Source organism: Companilactobacillus ginsenosidimutans, assembly GCF_001050475.1.
In the GTDB taxonomy this organism is placed as follows: Bacteria; Bacillota; Bacilli; order Lactobacillales; family Lactobacillaceae; genus Companilactobacillus; species Companilactobacillus ginsenosidimutans.
Genome location: NZ_CP012034.1, coordinates 1,294,764 through 1,310,381, shown reverse-complemented (window position 1 = coordinate 1,310,381; position 15,618 = coordinate 1,294,764). Strand labels below are relative to the sequence as shown.

The following is a 15,618-nucleotide window of genomic DNA, read 5'->3' as shown; positions in this document are numbered from 1 at the left end:
TAAGTTGTAAAGTCAGTGTATTAATTTAATTATTAGCAGGGAGGCCATATGACAAAAATAGATGCGTTTGCACACATCCTGACAACAAAATTTCTTTCATCAATGGAAGCAATTGACCCAACAGTATTAGATAAGTTCCCATTCATGAAAAATGTAGTTCTAACAAATATCGATAAGCATGTGGCAAGTGTTCCAGAAGGAGTTTAACAAATACTCTCATTTGTAAATCTAAATCCAGAAGATTTCACAGATCCAAAAACAGCCGCAGAATTATGTCGACAAGCTAACGATGAATTAATTGAAACCATTAACAACCACCAAGCCAAGTTTCCATTTGGTGTCGCAATGGTTCCAATGAATAACATTGAAGAAGCATTAAAAATAATAGACGACCAAGTAGTTGGAAATGATGAGATAGTCGGGATTCAACTATTCACCAGAGCAATGGGCAAGACAATCGCCGATCCAAGTTATGAACCAATCTTCAAGAAAATGAGTGAAATTGGACTACCAGTCTGGCTACATCCAGTGTTCGACTCTAGAAAATCAGACAACAACATAACCTTTAGTTGGGAATATGAATTGACCCAAGCAATGAACGACATAGTAACAAATGGAATATTCCAAAGATATCCAAATATCAAAATAATCGTCCATCACGCCGGAGCTATGGTCCCATTTTTCTCACAAAGAATTAAGCACATAATGACAAAAGACAATTATCAAGATTTCCAAAAATTTTATGTAGACACAGCAATACTAGGAAATCCCAAAGCATTAGACCTAGCCTTCGATTTCTTCGGAGAAGACCACATAGTCCTAGGAACCGATGCACCATTCGGAATTCCACCAGCAGGAGCAACCGAAGTAATCATAGACGCCATTGAGAAAATGGAAATAACAGATAAACAAAAAGAAAAAATTTATACAGATAACATAAATAAGCTAGTAGCCAAATAAGGCACTAGCGTTTTTTGATCCGTAATAATGTTGAATTTTTGAAAATGTAAAAGCAGGGGAATATAACGAAGTAAATTTATATAGAAATTTGAAATCAGATGATTAATCGTGAGTTTACAATTACAAAAATATGATAAAGAAATAATCACACAGTCCATGATTGATAATTACAAATTGGGTTCAAGTGAAAATATAGGAGGTCCCGAATCGATTATTCAAAGGTCCCGATACAATTCAAATATGAGTCCAATAATGATATTAAATGATAACAAATTAGTAGGATGCCTTTGTCTGCACATAAAAGATGGTCCAGTGACGTACGGTGGAAATTTTGACACAGATATATTATTACGGGCATTCTCAGTTGATAGAAGATGCAGACGAAAGGGCTATGCCAAAGCAGCCTTGTTGGAGTTGCCGTCGTTCGTAAGAGAAAATTTTCAAAATATACAAAGATTAGTTCTGGCGGTAAATCATAGTAACATTGCTGCCCAGAGATTGTATGAAAGAGTTGGATTTACTGATTCAGGTAAAAGAATCATGGGCAAGCTAGGAGAAATATATATCTATTACGAAGTCATTTAAAAAAATATTAAATGAGTGTAAATTTGATTTGATGAACTTAAAGGACTTTGACTTTGCTAACCAGATATAACGCAGGCATGCAAACAGTCCACACCACCCACCGAAAAAGAAAAGTTTGAGAAGTACTAGCCCGGAGGTCAGGTTCCGCGGGGGCCCAAGCCCTGAGTTTATTGTTGACGAGCCAAAGGGCTCGTTTACAATAAGCCCGCTTCTGGATACCGCACTGTGGATTCAGAACGGGCCACAGCGACCACGGCCCCCGCGGAACCTGACCGCAGGGCGGCAGTGACCCTCCAACCAATAAGTGAACAAGCTGTGAACAATGCTTTTCACAAAAACCTCATAAAGTTATAAGTTAACTTTAAGGTAGCGATGCAATAATTAGTACTTGTAAGGGAGGCAATCAACACAGCCAACCTTACATCCTCCTCATAACTCATAATTTTAAATACAAATTCTCATGTAAAACAAAGTGGAGTGATAGCCACCGAGTTTTCAAAATTCTCATTAATTTTTACAATAAACAAAAATAGAAGGTGTTACTTATGATTGAACCTAAAATTTATTTTCCGCAGGTTACCATAAATAAGATGAATGTTCCTTTCACAATTAAATTGGCGGTTACCAAGCGCGACCAAATCGTTGACCGTATCTTGGATACAACTGCAAAAATGATTGCTAAGGATTTGGATGAAATCGATGATAAGTTTTCACCTTTAAAAACGAACTCATTAATTTCTAAATTCCATCGTGGTGATTCGGAGTCGTTCTTTCAAGATACGATGTTCCAAACGGTTTACAATCAATGTGCAATCGCAAAAGTAGCCACAAATGGCTACTATGATGCTTTTAAAAATGACCGATTTGATCCAACTGGAATCCTCAAGGGTTGGTCTATTGAAACAGAATTTCAGAAGCATTTGAAGCCGTTATTAGTTGACCCTGCTATCGTCGGAGTTTCGCTGGGCTCTGATGGTGACACACAGTTGGCAACCAAAGCTAATAATAATTTTTCTTGGAACGTAGTTGTCACAAATCCTGATAATGGATGCGGTATTGTTGCTGAGTACAATATTGCAAATGGTGCGATTGCTACGGCTGTTGCTGATAATGCTGATATTGATACCCCTACACAAATTACTGTGCTATCGAAGGGTCTGACTGAGGCTGCTGTGCTGGCTAACGCTGGTTTGACTGATAGGACTGCAGAAGTTGAAACATGGATTGAAAAGTCTCGGCTGACTGGCCTATTGATTGCTAGAAACAGTGGCATGACGGTGTTTACACATGGACAATTTGATAATGTTGCACAAGCTCAAATGTAAAATATAAATACATTCATAGATTTAAAGGCGCTCAATGTTTGTGAGCGTCTTTTTTTGCAAAATAAAAATCGATTAACCTAAGTTAACCGATTATTTTTGTGTCATTTTCAAATTTTATTGCTTGGAAATATTGTTTTGCCCACACAATTCCAAATAGTAAAAGTGATGTGTCTAGGAATATTGACTCGGTGCTGTAAAAGCCGAATATAACTGTCAAAATTGCCACTGAACAAACAATAACCCAATAAGTAATATCTAGTATCCGAGACATCGATAACACCTCCGTCAGTGTTTCTTACTCGTTCTCGATACAGAATCGTCAATCTTGGTGCTGAAGAATGAGATTAGAATAAATGCGGCAACGGAATCGCCGATGAGTGCTGCACCAGATCCGGCTCCAAATCGAATATTTAAAAATATCAGAATTATTAGTATTAACAAGCTTGTTGAATCGACAAAAAAATTTAAAAATTTTGTCATTATTTCGCCTCAGAAATTATTTCTTAATATGAAGCTCATTTAAAAATTTCTTGCGAATATTGTGCATGTTCGAAGTTAAATCACTTTGTTCCTTCATGATTAAATAAATGGTAGTCCCAATCAGGAGGATGATTGCTAGCAAAACTAGTAGGGAACTGTCAGAATATAGCAGAAAGAACCAAATTATTGCTAAAGTGATTAAAATCAGTCGAATAAGATAATCAATCCATTTGTTGAGCATAGCTATCACTTCCAATTATTCTTCTCAGGAATAATAACCCCTCAGAAAAATGAAACTAGCGCAATAAACGATAATTCAATTAGTCAGAAATGAGCTAATCCATACCCCGATTGTGAAAACGAAATTTGTTGAAAAATGTTTTAATTTCTTCTTCTATATATATAGTAAAATATTATGATACAGATTAGTTTTAAATTATCACGATAAAAGGGGAAAGATATGCAAAAAGTTATCGACAGATGGAATACATTTTCACGAGTCGGGAAAGGTATTCTAATATTTATCGTAACAACACAGTTGCTGTTCACGTTCGGGATGTATGCAATGTTCACAAACCGCATTAACATCGCTGAAAAGACTTATAGTATCAGTACAATCGATCATCCGAGGTATGAGGCAGCAAGATTTGAATTTACTAAGAATGGTGAATTCAAGGGGACAACTAAATATGAACCAACTGTTTACAAGTTGAAGTACAAATTTGATCAGAAATCGATCACTGTTTTTGACAAGGTAGATAAGGAAGTCCAAATGCATTTTACCGATTTGAAGAAGAAATCTGATGGAACAATTTTGGCAACTTACCGAGTTAAGGATTCAAAAACAGCTGTGAAGATGAAGTTCACTCCGATTGATAAATAACACAACAAGCCTTATCAATGCTGACATTCGTCGGTCATTGATGAGGCTTGTTTTTTGTGAAATATTCGACATGAATTTTATTAATTTTGAAAACAAAAAAAGAGCAGAGGCCTACCACAAACCTCTGCTCCTCGGGATATGTAAGTTGAGGGACTACCACGAACCTCTATTACAAAAGTTGAGAAGGAATACTTCTGAAAATTATGAATTGAAAGGTGTACATTGAGGATGTACTTTCTAACTTCATAAGACATAATGACTAGGTCATTATATTCATCAGGATCTCTCCTAATGAACAACCCATATTATATATGCTAATTGGGCAAATTACTAGAAAAAAGCTAATCAAAATGTGTATCTTAATATAACTGTAACATGATAATAAGTATCATTATTTACTAATATCAGTGGTGGTACATACCAATATATGAGAACGTATTCATCTGTCAAATTTGACACAAAAGTTCGTGAAATAGCGAGCTAATTTCACAAAATAATTATAGTTATTGACCAACTAATGTGTTATCAGGCAATAGATATATTTGTTGCTTTTATTATATGGAGGTTATATAATCATTCTGTTGTCAGTACTAAATCGGTCTAAACGGCGCCTACCACAATAGTTGTTTAGACTGATTTTATCAGTTGTCACCGGTCATATCCCTGGATTTTACCCAATTTTCAGATCGGTGATTCGACGACTGGTTAATTCCTTTTGATAACAGATAAACTAATATATAGCAGTTTTTAAACCTTTTTCTTTGAAGGACTACCACAGACCTGAATTACAAAAGTTGAGAAAATTGAAAACTGTGCGGATAAGCAATTGTGAGGATACTTCGGTATTTTTATAATTGCTTTTTTGTTTGTCATTATTTATTAATCAGTTATCGAAAAAAATATTTTTATTTTTAGATAACAAACTTTACTTGTTTGGGTAGATTATTAGGGCGTCAAAACAGATTTTGACAGTAGGAGGAATTCCCTTTATGAAACTAAACAAGAATCTTATTGGCGTATTTACTTTTTCCGCTGTAATTCTTGGGGCAATCACTACTACACAAACTGCTAAAGCTGACACCGTTTCTGATTCTCAGCAAACTTCAACAGTAAGTAGCGCATCTACCGCAACAACCACAAGTGCATCAATTGCAACTCCAACTAGTACAAGTTCTTTAACTAGTTCCGCACAATCTGCAGTTACCGCACCTGTGAGAGTGGAAAATTCAACTTCAAATATAATTTATAATGCTTTACCAACAGCAACAGGAACTACCACAGCACCAAGTTCAGATCCTGGAACACAAACTGGTTCAGAGTATCCTTCAGGTTCTGAATATCCAACTGGATCTCAATCCAGCACACCGGTCTACACTCAGACTGGCGATTCATCAATTTCCGATTCGACAAATACCAACGGAGGTGATTGGAATGGGGATGTTGTTTATTCACGTCCGCAAGACAACTTTTATATGTATGAAAATGGTAGCTGGGTGAATGACACTGATGTCAATGATGCCACACCTGAACAAGGTACTTTCAATACTGTGACCGGAAATATTGCCAATCAAGTTGAACAAGATTTTATCAACTTTTCAAATGGTGATGACGATTCACCTGATAATGCAATGAATGAAGCTACTTGGTATTATCAATTAACTTCTAACGACGATTTGAGCAACGTTGGTGTAATTACACCGGATTTGAGCAATGAAGTTAATAGCATCTTAGATTTGAAAAATATTCAAGGTGTGAACCAAGCTTTTACCAATATGATTGGTAAAGATCAGCCGACTCCGTTTTCGATAATTATTAATCGTGATCAAAATGATCCGACAAAGAATGCATTGTATTTCTTTGGGGCACAGCCGTTGATGTTGACTGACCAAGGTATCGGATCAGACCAAGAAAATGCGGTTGTTAACTTTTTGCAATCAGCCGGATATTCTGACGATGAGATTCAAGATATTATTACGGGCACAGTCAACTATGATCAATTGTTGATGAATCTCGAGAGTGCGCAAGACTTGGCTGCAGATCCAAATGCTGCCGCCAATTATACTCAAATGAATTTTCAAGATTTGGCAAATATGTCAAACTATATTAATTTTAACGGCATCGCAGATACGTTAACCGGAACAATTCCTGATTACGTGTATGAGATGACACCTTCATATTTCAATAATATTGCAAAATTAATTAATCCTAGCACCTTCAATGATTTGAAGGGATGGCTAGTTTCAGATTTGATTTTGTATCGTGCCGGAGAACTTCAAAATATTACTAGTGGATTCCAAGATTTCTTACAAGAAACTTCGCCTTCACTGAGTCAACAATATTTGGAAGATCCTGACAATTTATCTCCACAATTACAACAGGCTGCCGCATATTATTTAACACAGTCAGCCTTTACAGATGCATTTAGCCAATACTACGGCCCACAAATTGTGACACCACAAGTTGAAGCCGCAGTAACTAAGATGACAAAACAAATTATTTATTCATATTCGCAACAAATTATTAATAGTACATGGCTAGATACAGCAACTAAACGTAATGCTTTGGGCAAGCTTAGCCGGTTGAAAATTAATATCGGCTATCCTTCAAGTACTGACTTCGACTATTACAATCGAGTTGATATCGAAGGAAATAATTCCGCATACGTCAACTATCGTAATTTAGTTGGTGCACAAGCATTACAGAATTTTGCCGATTTCAAAAATCCTGTCGACAGAAACGCTTGGACACAAGGAGATTCAGCACTTGTCCCAGATGCTTCTTATGACAGATTGACGAATTCAATCACGATCAACGCGGGTATCATGCAAAGTCCGTTCTTCAGCCTCAGCAATACTGCTTCAGAAAACTTAGGAGGACTTGGCGTGATCATCGGTCATGAATTGACTCACGGCTTCGACGCCACAGGTTCTCTATATGATGGCAATGGTGAGTTAAATGATTGGTGGTCAAGCGCTGATCGTGCAAGATTTAATCAAATGGTCGATAACATGGCCGCCGAGTTTAATGGAATTCCTTACGGTGGTGGCAGTGTGAATGGTGTTCAAACTGAAGATGAGAACATTGCCGACAATGGTGGTTTGAATGTTGCTCTAGCAACACTTGAACAAGATGATCCCGGTTATAACTTACAACAATTTTTCGAAAATTATGCCTATGGTTGGAGATCTAAATATACCTCTGACTTGCAAGCAGACCAGCTTCAAGATGTCCACACACCTGATAGCATACGTGTGAACACCAGTCTTCAAAATATTCAGGCATTTTACGATGCCTTTGATGTAAAGCCAGGTGATGGAATGTATCTCGCTCCTGATCAACGTGTCAATATTTGGTAATCAAGAGCACCAGCAACAATAATTTCTAGATTAAATTATTATCCCTCCTCCTCGAAAAAAATTGTGATAGGTTTTTTCAAAAGTCTGAGTCTACCAACCTCAGGCTTTCTTTTTGTCTTGATTTATCAATAAATAAATTTTAATTATACTGACAAAGTATAGTAAATAAACGTTAATTGACAGTAAGGAATGATACGATTGTAGTTACGATGGAGAGGAAGGTAAACGGAAAAATACACAAATAATTTAAAGAGAAAACCAATGGATAGCTATAATGTTCAATTCGCTAAAAGTGCGATAAAAGATTACGACAACTACATTTTGAAAAACGAAAAATTAAAACACAAGTTCGATAATTTAATTGTTTCGATATTCGAAGATGGCTACTTCGTAGGTATTGGTCAACCAGAGCCTTTAAAATTTGGGTATTCCGGATATTGGTCAAGAAGATTGAATCATAATGATAGACTTATTTACACAGTTGCAAATGATAAAGTTTTAATAATTTCAGTTAAGGGTCATTACTAAAAATGTCAAAAAACCGTGGGAATTTTTAAATCCCCACGGTTTTTTAATCCTATTTTAGTTATATTATTTTTTAATGTTAATCGTTCTAGTTACTGTATCGCCATCTTCTATTTCTTTCATTCGCTTTATTAATTCATATTTTGGAATTAATGATTCATTACGTAGATCGAATGGAAGTCCACCAACCGCAATACTTTTCTTAAGAAAGATATTTAGAGCAGAGGAAAGGTTAAGACCTAAATCATTAAAAATTTTTGCTGCCTCATCTTTTTCTTTTTTGTTTGCTTTGAATGAAATTGCTATATCTTTTTCCATCTTCTTCACCTCGCAATAAGAGTATACTGACTTTCAACTATGAAAGTCAATTAAATTAACTAACATTGACTATATTAATACATGTCAAAGTATTGTTAATTGTAAACCATATGCAATTTATCCCTATTAATATAAGTAAAACCATCATAATTAATTGAATCTTCAAAAGACTTTGTCCTTTTGAACTGCTTGATTATATGCTAATGGTATCAAGTTTTGATATATATCTTTATTAAGAATGGATTATTTCACATACTAAATTAAGGCACAATGTACGTTGCAAGGGGTGGTTCCCTTGAGATTTAAGGCTTGGTTTGAGGGCAAAAATCTTCAGTTCACAAAGATGTGAATTGGGAGTGGAGTAATTATTATGGACAATCGAACATTGATCACTAGTCTCGATGAGTCTGTAGCTCAATTCAATATTGTCACGGAAACAGAATTGATTGATATAGCGATGAAGTACATTGCAGAATTACAAACTCAAGAGACAACATCCACGCTAATTAATTTTCGAGCGTGTCTCAAAAACTATGACGAAAAAACAAAACACGAACATAGCGAAAGCATCAATGATTTAATCTTCAAGATTGATGCATATTTAGATGATCAAGTAGAAGAATGCACTGAAACTTAAGTGCATTTTTTTTGTGCTCCTTTAAAAATATCGATAAAATAATATAAATGATATTATGAAGAGAGAAATGAGGTGAGCTGATGATAAAAATCTATCGACGTCAATTACAAGATGTCCCAGTGCTGGAAGTTGTTGAAGAGGAGTACCGTTACAGCAAGACTCCACTGGTAATTTTTTATCATGGCTGGCGGTCTGACAAGGAACTTGTTTTGACCCAAGCTAGAAAATTAGCAAGCAAAAATATCCGAGTAATTCTACCTGATGCAATGAATCATGGGACTAGAGTCCACGAAATTTCATCCATTCCATCATTTACCTTCTGGAGCACAATTCAAGGCAACTTGGCAGAATTCTCGCTAATCAAAAATTTTTATCAAGATAGAGATTTAATCAAAGATGGAAAAATTGGTGTCGGTGGATATTCCATGGGAGGGATGACCACCGGAGCTCTATTAACGCAGCATCCAGAAATTACCGCTGCCACAATCATCATGGGAAGTCCAAAGCTCAACGACTACGCAAAATTAGTCAGACAATCAGCCAAAGCACACGATTTATATATACCCGGCGACATGAAAAAGTTAACCAGTTGGATCGACGACTATGACCTAAGCAATTACCCAGAAACCATAGCCGGACGTCCACTACTTTTCTGGCACGGAACAGAAGACGAACGGATCCCATATCAAGAATCCAAATCATTCTTCGACGAAATCCAAGGCCAACCATACGCAGAACAAGTAGCTTTCATAACCGGATACAAAGCAAAACATCTAGTAGAACCACCACTAATGGACAAAATAGCCAACTTTTTTGAATATTATTTGGAATAGTTTTCATAAAATTCCATGAAAACAACAATATTTTCAATAAAATAATTGTGAAATATTAAATTATTTGCGTTATCAATTATCGATAATTATTTTTGTTTAAATGAGAGACTAAATATTTTGATGGGCAGGTATACTGCACTTGTACCTTAATTAAGAGAATAAAAGAATATAAAAAATAAGCGTGAGATCATCACACAAAATAGAGCCAAAAATCAAACGCACTTGGGCACGGAACATAAGACGCCCATAGCGGAGTGGGTGCGTAACACCCCGCAGCTCTGGACGACTTATGTGTAGTGGCCAGTTTGATTTTTAGCGTTTCCACTGTATAAAAGGCAAAGACCAGTTCACTAGACAAGAGTTAACACAAAAAAAGACTCAACTCTAACGAATTAAATCTTCGCCAAAGGTAAAAACCATATTCTCGGTACAAACGAACCCTCCCATCAATACAGCAACAAATCACAAAAATAGCTCGATTCCAATAAGGAACCGAGCTTTCTTAGTATCTAAATCACATAACCTCAAACTCAACTTCATCAAGTTTCCGTCGAAGAATCTTCCCACTAGCAGTAAGTGGCATAGCTTCAATCAAACGAAACTCGCGAGGCACCTTATAATGAGCCAACCGATTGCGTCCATACTCAATCAAATCCGGACCATTCAAAAATGCATCCGAATCAACAGTAATGTAGGCAACTGGAACTTGCCCCCAGTCATCGTTAGGAACACCAACCAGCGCAATACTTTCCAGTCCATCAATCTTAGCGTAGACATTTTCAACTTCTTCGGGATAAATGTTTTCTCCACCAGAAATGATCATGTCGTCTTTTCGACCATTGATGTATAAAAAGTTTTCTTCATCTAAATGTCCAAGATCACCAGTCTTGTAAAATCCATCCGAAGTCATCTTAGCGGCGAACAATTCAGGCTGGTTTAAATATCCTTTAGCAACGTTAGGAGCTTTAATCTCGATATCACCAATACCATCGGCGTCAGATTCAGCGATTCGCAGTTGAACTGGGAACAAAGCTTGTCCAGATGATCCAACTTTACGTTGAGCATCTTCAAAGTTTAAAGCGACCACATTAGAACAAGTTTCGGTCATACCGTAAGACTGAATAACGGGAATTTCTAACATCTGGCAACGTAACAAAGTCCAGTTGTCGATGGGTCCGCCACCTAAGAAAACACAGCGGAAATTGGAGTTGAAATTCTGTCCTGGTTTTAAATCATTCAGACAGCGTTTCAACATGGTTGGGACTAGAGAAATTATTGAGGCACGTTCATTAATCAAAATTTTATTAATATAATCAACATCAAATTTATCAATTAAATACACAGGGATGCCGTACAACAGTGAACGCATCATGATGGAAAATCCAGAGATGTGATACATCGGAACAGTCATCACCCATGAATCTTCGTCGTTAATTCGCAAGTTCAAAGACATTCCAAAGGCAGAATAGAAGTGATTACCAAACGTTTGCAAAACGCCCTTAGGACGTCCAGAAGTGCCCGACGTATACATGATGGTTGTGACAGCATCGTTATCGAACTCAGCAACGGGCTGATAACTATCCGAACGATCCATCGACAGTAATTCCGACATTCTAGTTTTGGCAACATCAATGTTCTTCAATTGCGAGGAATCAAGGTTATCGTCAATTAATACTAACTTTGCGCCGGAGTCGGTAATCTGAAACGACAACTCATCTTCAGACAAGCGTGTGTTCAAGAAAACAATTTCTGCACCGATTTGTTGAACCGCAAGGGTAGCAATATAACCGTTGAAAGAATTTCCTGTGAAGATGGCTACTCGGTCACCAGCTTTAATGTCGTCGTTAAATAACTTGCTGGCGTACAACTGGACGGTGTCGTTTAATTCGGCGAAGGTGAAGTCTGTGTATTGATAAATTAAGGCAACCTTGTTTGGACTCAAGGCTGCGCGTTTAGTGAGCCAGTTTTCCAAAAAGTTATACCTTCTCTCTATGGGAATTTTGGAAATTTATCGAAGTCGGGATCACGTTTTTCAAGAAAGGCATCACGTCCTTCTTTTCCTTCATCAGAAGTGTAGAACATCATAGTTGAGTCTCCGGCTAATTGCTGAAGTCCGGCAAGACCATCTGTATCGGCGTTCATAGCTGCTTTGATAAAACGAATAGCGGTAGGTGACTTCTTCAAAATCTCGTCACACCATTCCAAGGTTTCTTTTTCAACATCAGCGAGTGGAACAACTTTGTTGATCCAACCCATTTGGAAAGCCTCGTCAGCTGTATAAGGCTTGCATAGGAACCAAACTTCTTTGGCACGTTTGTGTCCGATAACACGTGCTAAGTAGGCTGAGCCATATCCGGCATCGAATGATCCGACTTTTGGACCAGTTTGCATGAATTTTGCGTTGTCAGCAGCGATGGTCAAATCGCAAACTAGTTGCAAGATATTTCCACCACCAACAGACCATCCGCGAACCATGGCGATAACTGGCTTTGGAATAATTCTGATTAAATGTTGTAAGTCCAAAACGTTCAAACGGGCAACGTGGTCAGAACCGACGTAACCCCCGTTACCACGGACACTTTGGTCACCACCAGAACAAAATGCGAGGTCTCCTTGACCGGTCAAAATGATGACTCCAATGGTTGAATCGTCACGGCAATAATTGAAAGCGTCAATCATTTCTTGTACAGTATCAGGTGTGAACGCATTTCTTTTTTCGGGACGATTGATAGTAATTTTTGCTACTTTATCCATTCGTTCGAAAAGAATTTCTTTATAATCTTTAATAGTTTCCCATTTGCTCATAAAAATAACCTCCGAGGTGTAAAAATGAATTTGTTAGAAAATTTAGGGATTAATGTCACTGATCAATCGAAGACCCGTGTAATCCTAAAAATGAAGCTTGAAGATAAACATATGCAACCATACAAAATTATGCATGGTGGCATTAGTACTGTTCTCGCTGAAACCGCTGCTAGTATTGGAGCCAATTTGAATATTGACGGTGACGACGAAGTTGCCGTGGGTGTTGATATTATGACTCACCACTTAAACCCTGTTAAAGAAGGGGTTTTAGTTACTGAAGCCACACCTGTTAGGGTAGGTAATACTATCCAAACTTGGACAGTGACAACTCATTTAGAAGGACATGCTATCAGTACAAGCTTGAGTACGGTTACATTGAAAAAAGTACCGCTAAAAACAGTATAGACTATTTCTTATTTGAATATAGTCGTGAGTTGATAATTTCAAAAAACGCCAAGACAATCAAGGCTACACCAAACAATTGATATAGGAAGATAATTGTTTTTGAGGGGTTCAAAATAAAGACGATTCCGGCAATAATCAACAAGGCAGAATAAAGGTAATCTAGCCAAGGAGTGACGTTGACGGTTTTTCTTGTCTCGTGAGAGTCACGGAACTGGTTGATACCATTGGCCAGTAGTAGGATCCCCAAGACTGGTGGAACTAATGAAACTAAAAATTTTGCAACAAACAAAATCAGCACTGCCACAATTAACGCGATAATTCCGAATCCGAGACTGATATTATTTTCACCAGTTTTTCGGCGGATGCTAATTCCATCGAATAAAGCTAAAACTCCGTAAATTGCCACGTAAGCTGAGACTAGATAGATGATGAAGTCCAAACTTTTTGTTGGCTCGAGCACAATAACAATGCCCGCTGTCGCAAGAAAAACAAACCGCAACCAACGGTATAGTTGGAATTGTTTGACCATTATTTCACTTCCTAAAAGTATTTGTATATTAATAATATCAGAAATTCATATGAAAAAAATTCCAAAGATTAGATATGAATTTCACAATTAATATTTAATTTTCAAGAAACCACTGTAAACAAAAGGTCGGACTGAATACTTTTATTGTGAAAAAATAGTGGTAAAGTATATATTGATATCGTTATAGGAGGCAAATTATGAAAGTACGCGCATCAGATAAGATGGTAGATATTATGTCCAAGTGGGGCATAGACAATATTTTTGGAATCCCTGGTGATTCTGTTGATACAACGATTGACGCAATGTATCGTGCTCAATCAAAGATTAAATTCACACATGTTTTGCACGAAGAGGTTGCAGCCTTATCTGCAGCTGCTCATGCTAAATTGACTGGAAATATCAGTGCATGTTTATCAATCGGTGGACCAGGTGCTATTCACTTGTTAAACGGATTGTATGACGCCAAAATGGACCACGCTCCAGTCTTGGCAATCTTAGGTTCAGTTCAATCAAAATTGATCAATACTGACTTCTTCCAAGAAGTTGATACTCACGTGTTGTTCGAAGACGTTGCTGTATACAACAAAATCGTTATGGATCCACAATCACTACCAAGAATAGTTGATGAAGCTATTAGAACTGCCATCTCAAAGAGGGGTGTAGCTGTACTTACAATTCCTGATGACGTTCCAAACCACATGATCAACGACAATTACCAACCAAACGTTGACACATTCAAGTTGGAAGATTTACATATCGACGACAACTCAATCCAAAAAGCTTTGGACTTAATCGAGTCACATTCAAATCCAATCGTTCTTGCCGGACGTGGTATTGAGAATGCTCAAAAAGAAGCACTCGAATTCGTTGAAAAATTCAAGATTCCATTTATCCAAACTATGCCTGCCAAAGGTTTAATCGATGATTCACATCCATATAACTTGGGACAATTAGGTAAGTTGGGTACTAAACCTGCTTTTGAAATGATGAGAAAAGCTGACTTAGTAATTATGCTAGGTACAGATTATCCATATGCACCATATTTGAACAAGACTGTTGATGCTATTCAAGTTGATAACGATGAGGATAAACTTGGTAAGCGTCGTAATGTTACGGTTGCCATTCAAGGTGACACTGCTAAGGTGCTTTCTGAATTGAATAAGAAGGGTAAAGACGTTGAATCACGTCCATTCCTAGACACAGCCATGGGCAAGATCAAGCTATGGCACAAGTGGTTAAAAGACGTTTACTCAAAGAACCACAAGGGTGTACTTCCTTCATTAATGTTCCACAATGCTTCAGAAATGGCTCCAGACAATGTTGTTTGGTCAATTGATGTTGGTACTTCAACAGCCTTTGGTGCTAGATTTATTGAAGCTAAGCATACACAAAGATATACAATTTCAGCTTGGTTAGGAACAATGGGCTGTGCACTACCTGGTGCTATCGCAAGTAAGATTGCTTATCCAGACCGTCCAGTTTATGCCATTGCTGGTGATGGTGCCTTCTCAATGGTTATGCAAGACTTCGCTACAGCCGTTAGATATAATTTGCCAATGGTAATGATCGTCTTGAATAACAAATTGTTAGCTTTCATCGAATACGAACAACAATCAGCCGGTGAACAAAATTATGGTATCAGCTTGCCTGACATCGATTTTGCCAAATACGCTGAAGCTGCTGGTGGTATTGGTGAAACAATTACAACCGACAAACAATTCAAAGAAGCTATGGAAAAATATCGTAACCCAACAAAACCAGTTCTCTTGGATGTTGCTGTTACTGATGAAGCTCCACTTCCTGGTAAAATCATGATGGATGAAGCTAAGGGCTATGCTAAATATGGTTTTGTACACGTCAAAGACCAAAAGTCATTCCCTGCATTGCCTCCATTCAGAGAAATTATGAGATCATTCCTTTAAAATTAATTAAACTTATTTTAAGAAAAAAGGACAACCGCAAACTAGTGTGGTTGTC

General features: G+C 37.3%; 18 protein-coding genes. 11 read left to right on the top strand and 7 right to left on the bottom strand.

What is annotated here, in order from left to right; genetic code table 11:
• Positions 1 to 48: 48 nt before the first annotated feature.
• The 4 genes from ABM34_RS13545 to ABM34_RS06800 all read left to right on the top strand — a co-directional run bounded on the left by ABM34_RS13545 (position 49) and on the right by ABM34_RS06800 (position 2,870).
• On the top strand, positions 49 to 207 hold the full coding sequence (locus tag ABM34_RS13545) for a hypothetical protein (protein WP_335337485.1): 159 nt from the start codon (positions 49 to 51) through the stop codon (positions 205 to 207).
• A gap of 3 nt (positions 208 to 210) precedes the next feature.
• A complete protein-coding gene (locus ABM34_RS06810) occupies positions 211 to 960 on the top strand; it encodes an amidohydrolase family protein (protein ID WP_335337490.1) in 750 nt (249 codons plus the stop codon).
• A 108-nt stretch (positions 961 to 1,068) separates the two neighbouring features.
• A complete protein-coding gene (locus ABM34_RS06805) occupies positions 1,069 to 1,545 on the top strand; it encodes a GNAT family N-acetyltransferase (RefSeq protein WP_048704486.1) in 477 nt (158 codons plus the stop codon).
• Between the two features lie 545 nt (positions 1,546 to 2,090).
• Positions 2,091 to 2,870 (top strand): hypothetical protein, encoded by a 780-nt coding sequence (locus tag ABM34_RS06800; RefSeq protein ID WP_048704484.1) that lies wholly within the window; start codon positions 2,091 to 2,093, stop codon positions 2,868 to 2,870.
• 82 nt (positions 2,871 to 2,952) lie between these two features.
• Here the strand turns inward: ABM34_RS06800 and ABM34_RS06795 are convergent, their stop codons facing one another.
• The 3 genes from ABM34_RS06795 to ABM34_RS06785 are packed head-to-tail and all read right to left on the bottom strand — an operon-like array spanning position 2,953 to position 3,591.
• Positions 2,953 to 3,141: a hypothetical protein gene (locus tag ABM34_RS06795; RefSeq protein ID WP_048704482.1), complete on the bottom strand. Its 189-nt coding sequence runs from the start codon at positions 3,139 to 3,141 to the stop codon at positions 2,953 to 2,955.
• 14 nt (positions 3,142 to 3,155) lie between these two features.
• Positions 3,156 to 3,350 (bottom strand): hypothetical protein, encoded by a 195-nt coding sequence (locus ABM34_RS06790; RefSeq protein ID WP_048704480.1) that lies wholly within the window; start codon positions 3,348 to 3,350, stop codon positions 3,156 to 3,158.
• A gap of 16 nt (positions 3,351 to 3,366) precedes the next feature.
• Entirely contained in the window at positions 3,367 to 3,591 is a 225-nt protein-coding gene (locus ABM34_RS06785) for a hypothetical protein (RefSeq protein ID WP_048704478.1), read from the bottom strand.
• A gap of 219 nt (positions 3,592 to 3,810) precedes the next feature.
• Between ABM34_RS06785 and ABM34_RS06780 the strand changes: the two genes are divergently transcribed.
• The 3 genes from ABM34_RS06780 (at position 3,811) to ABM34_RS06765 (ending at position 8,117) form a co-directional block, all read left to right on the top strand.
• On the top strand, positions 3,811 to 4,233 hold the full coding sequence (locus ABM34_RS06780) for a hypothetical protein (protein ID WP_048704477.1): 423 nt from the start codon (positions 3,811 to 3,813) through the stop codon (positions 4,231 to 4,233).
• Positions 4,234 to 5,222: 989 nt separating this feature from the next.
• Positions 5,223 to 7,589 carry a M13 family metallopeptidase gene (locus ABM34_RS06770; protein ID WP_048704474.1) on the top strand — a complete coding sequence of 789 codons (2,367 nt, stop codon included), beginning with the start codon at positions 5,223 to 5,225 and terminating at the stop codon, positions 7,587 to 7,589.
• 261 nt (positions 7,590 to 7,850) lie between these two features.
• A complete protein-coding gene (locus ABM34_RS06765; protein ID WP_064505406.1) occupies positions 7,851 to 8,117 on the top strand; it encodes a Txe/YoeB family addiction module toxin in 267 nt (88 codons plus the stop codon).
• Positions 8,118 to 8,180: 63 nt separating this feature from the next.
• On the opposite strand, the gene ABM34_RS06760 is transcribed toward ABM34_RS06765, so the two are convergent.
• The gene (locus tag ABM34_RS06760) at positions 8,181 to 8,432 is read right to left on the bottom strand and encodes a type II toxin-antitoxin system RelB/DinJ family antitoxin (RefSeq protein WP_048704472.1); all 252 of its coding nucleotides are present in this window, start codon (positions 8,430 to 8,432) and stop codon (positions 8,181 to 8,183) included.
• A 370-nt stretch (positions 8,433 to 8,802) separates the two neighbouring features.
• Here ABM34_RS06760 and ABM34_RS06755 point away from each other — a divergent pair, with 370 nt between their 5' ends.
• Together ABM34_RS06755 and ABM34_RS06750 are read left to right on the top strand one after the other, a co-directional pair.
• Complete coding sequence (locus ABM34_RS06755; RefSeq protein ID WP_048704469.1) at positions 8,803 to 9,069, top strand: hypothetical protein; 267 nt, start codon at positions 8,803 to 8,805, stop codon at positions 9,067 to 9,069.
• Between the two features lie 80 nt (positions 9,070 to 9,149).
• A complete protein-coding gene (locus ABM34_RS06750; RefSeq protein WP_048704467.1) occupies positions 9,150 to 9,902 on the top strand; it encodes an alpha/beta fold hydrolase in 753 nt (250 codons plus the stop codon).
• A 514-nt stretch (positions 9,903 to 10,416) separates the two neighbouring features.
• Here the strand turns inward: ABM34_RS06750 and ABM34_RS06745 are convergent.
• Positions 10,417 to 11,874, bottom strand: a complete 1,458-nt coding sequence (locus ABM34_RS06745) for an o-succinylbenzoate--CoA ligase (RefSeq protein ID WP_048704466.1) — start codon at positions 11,872 to 11,874, stop codon at positions 10,417 to 10,419.
• 17 nt (positions 11,875 to 11,891) lie between these two features.
• Entirely contained in the window at positions 11,892 to 12,707 is an 816-nt protein-coding gene (menB, locus tag ABM34_RS06740) for a 1,4-dihydroxy-2-naphthoyl-CoA synthase (protein ID WP_048704463.1), read from the bottom strand.
• Between the two features lie 24 nt (positions 12,708 to 12,731).
• Here menB and ABM34_RS06735 point away from each other — a divergent pair, with 24 nt between their 5' ends.
• Positions 12,732 to 13,112, top strand: a complete 381-nt coding sequence (locus ABM34_RS06735; RefSeq protein WP_048704462.1) for a PaaI family thioesterase — start codon at positions 12,732 to 12,734, stop codon at positions 13,110 to 13,112.
• 1 nt (position 13,113) lies between these two features.
• Here the strand turns inward: ABM34_RS06735 and ABM34_RS06730 are convergent, their stop codons facing one another.
• On the bottom strand, positions 13,114 to 13,641 hold the full coding sequence (locus tag ABM34_RS06730) for an HdeD family acid-resistance protein (RefSeq protein ID WP_048704460.1): 528 nt from the start codon (positions 13,639 to 13,641) through the stop codon (positions 13,114 to 13,116).
• A gap of 197 nt (positions 13,642 to 13,838) precedes the next feature.
• Between ABM34_RS06730 and ABM34_RS06725 the strand changes: the two genes are divergently transcribed.
• Positions 13,839 to 15,563: a pyruvate oxidase gene (locus ABM34_RS06725; protein WP_048704458.1), complete on the top strand. Its 1,725-nt coding sequence runs from the start codon at positions 13,839 to 13,841 to the stop codon at positions 15,561 to 15,563.
• Positions 15,564 to 15,618 lie beyond the last annotated feature (55 nt).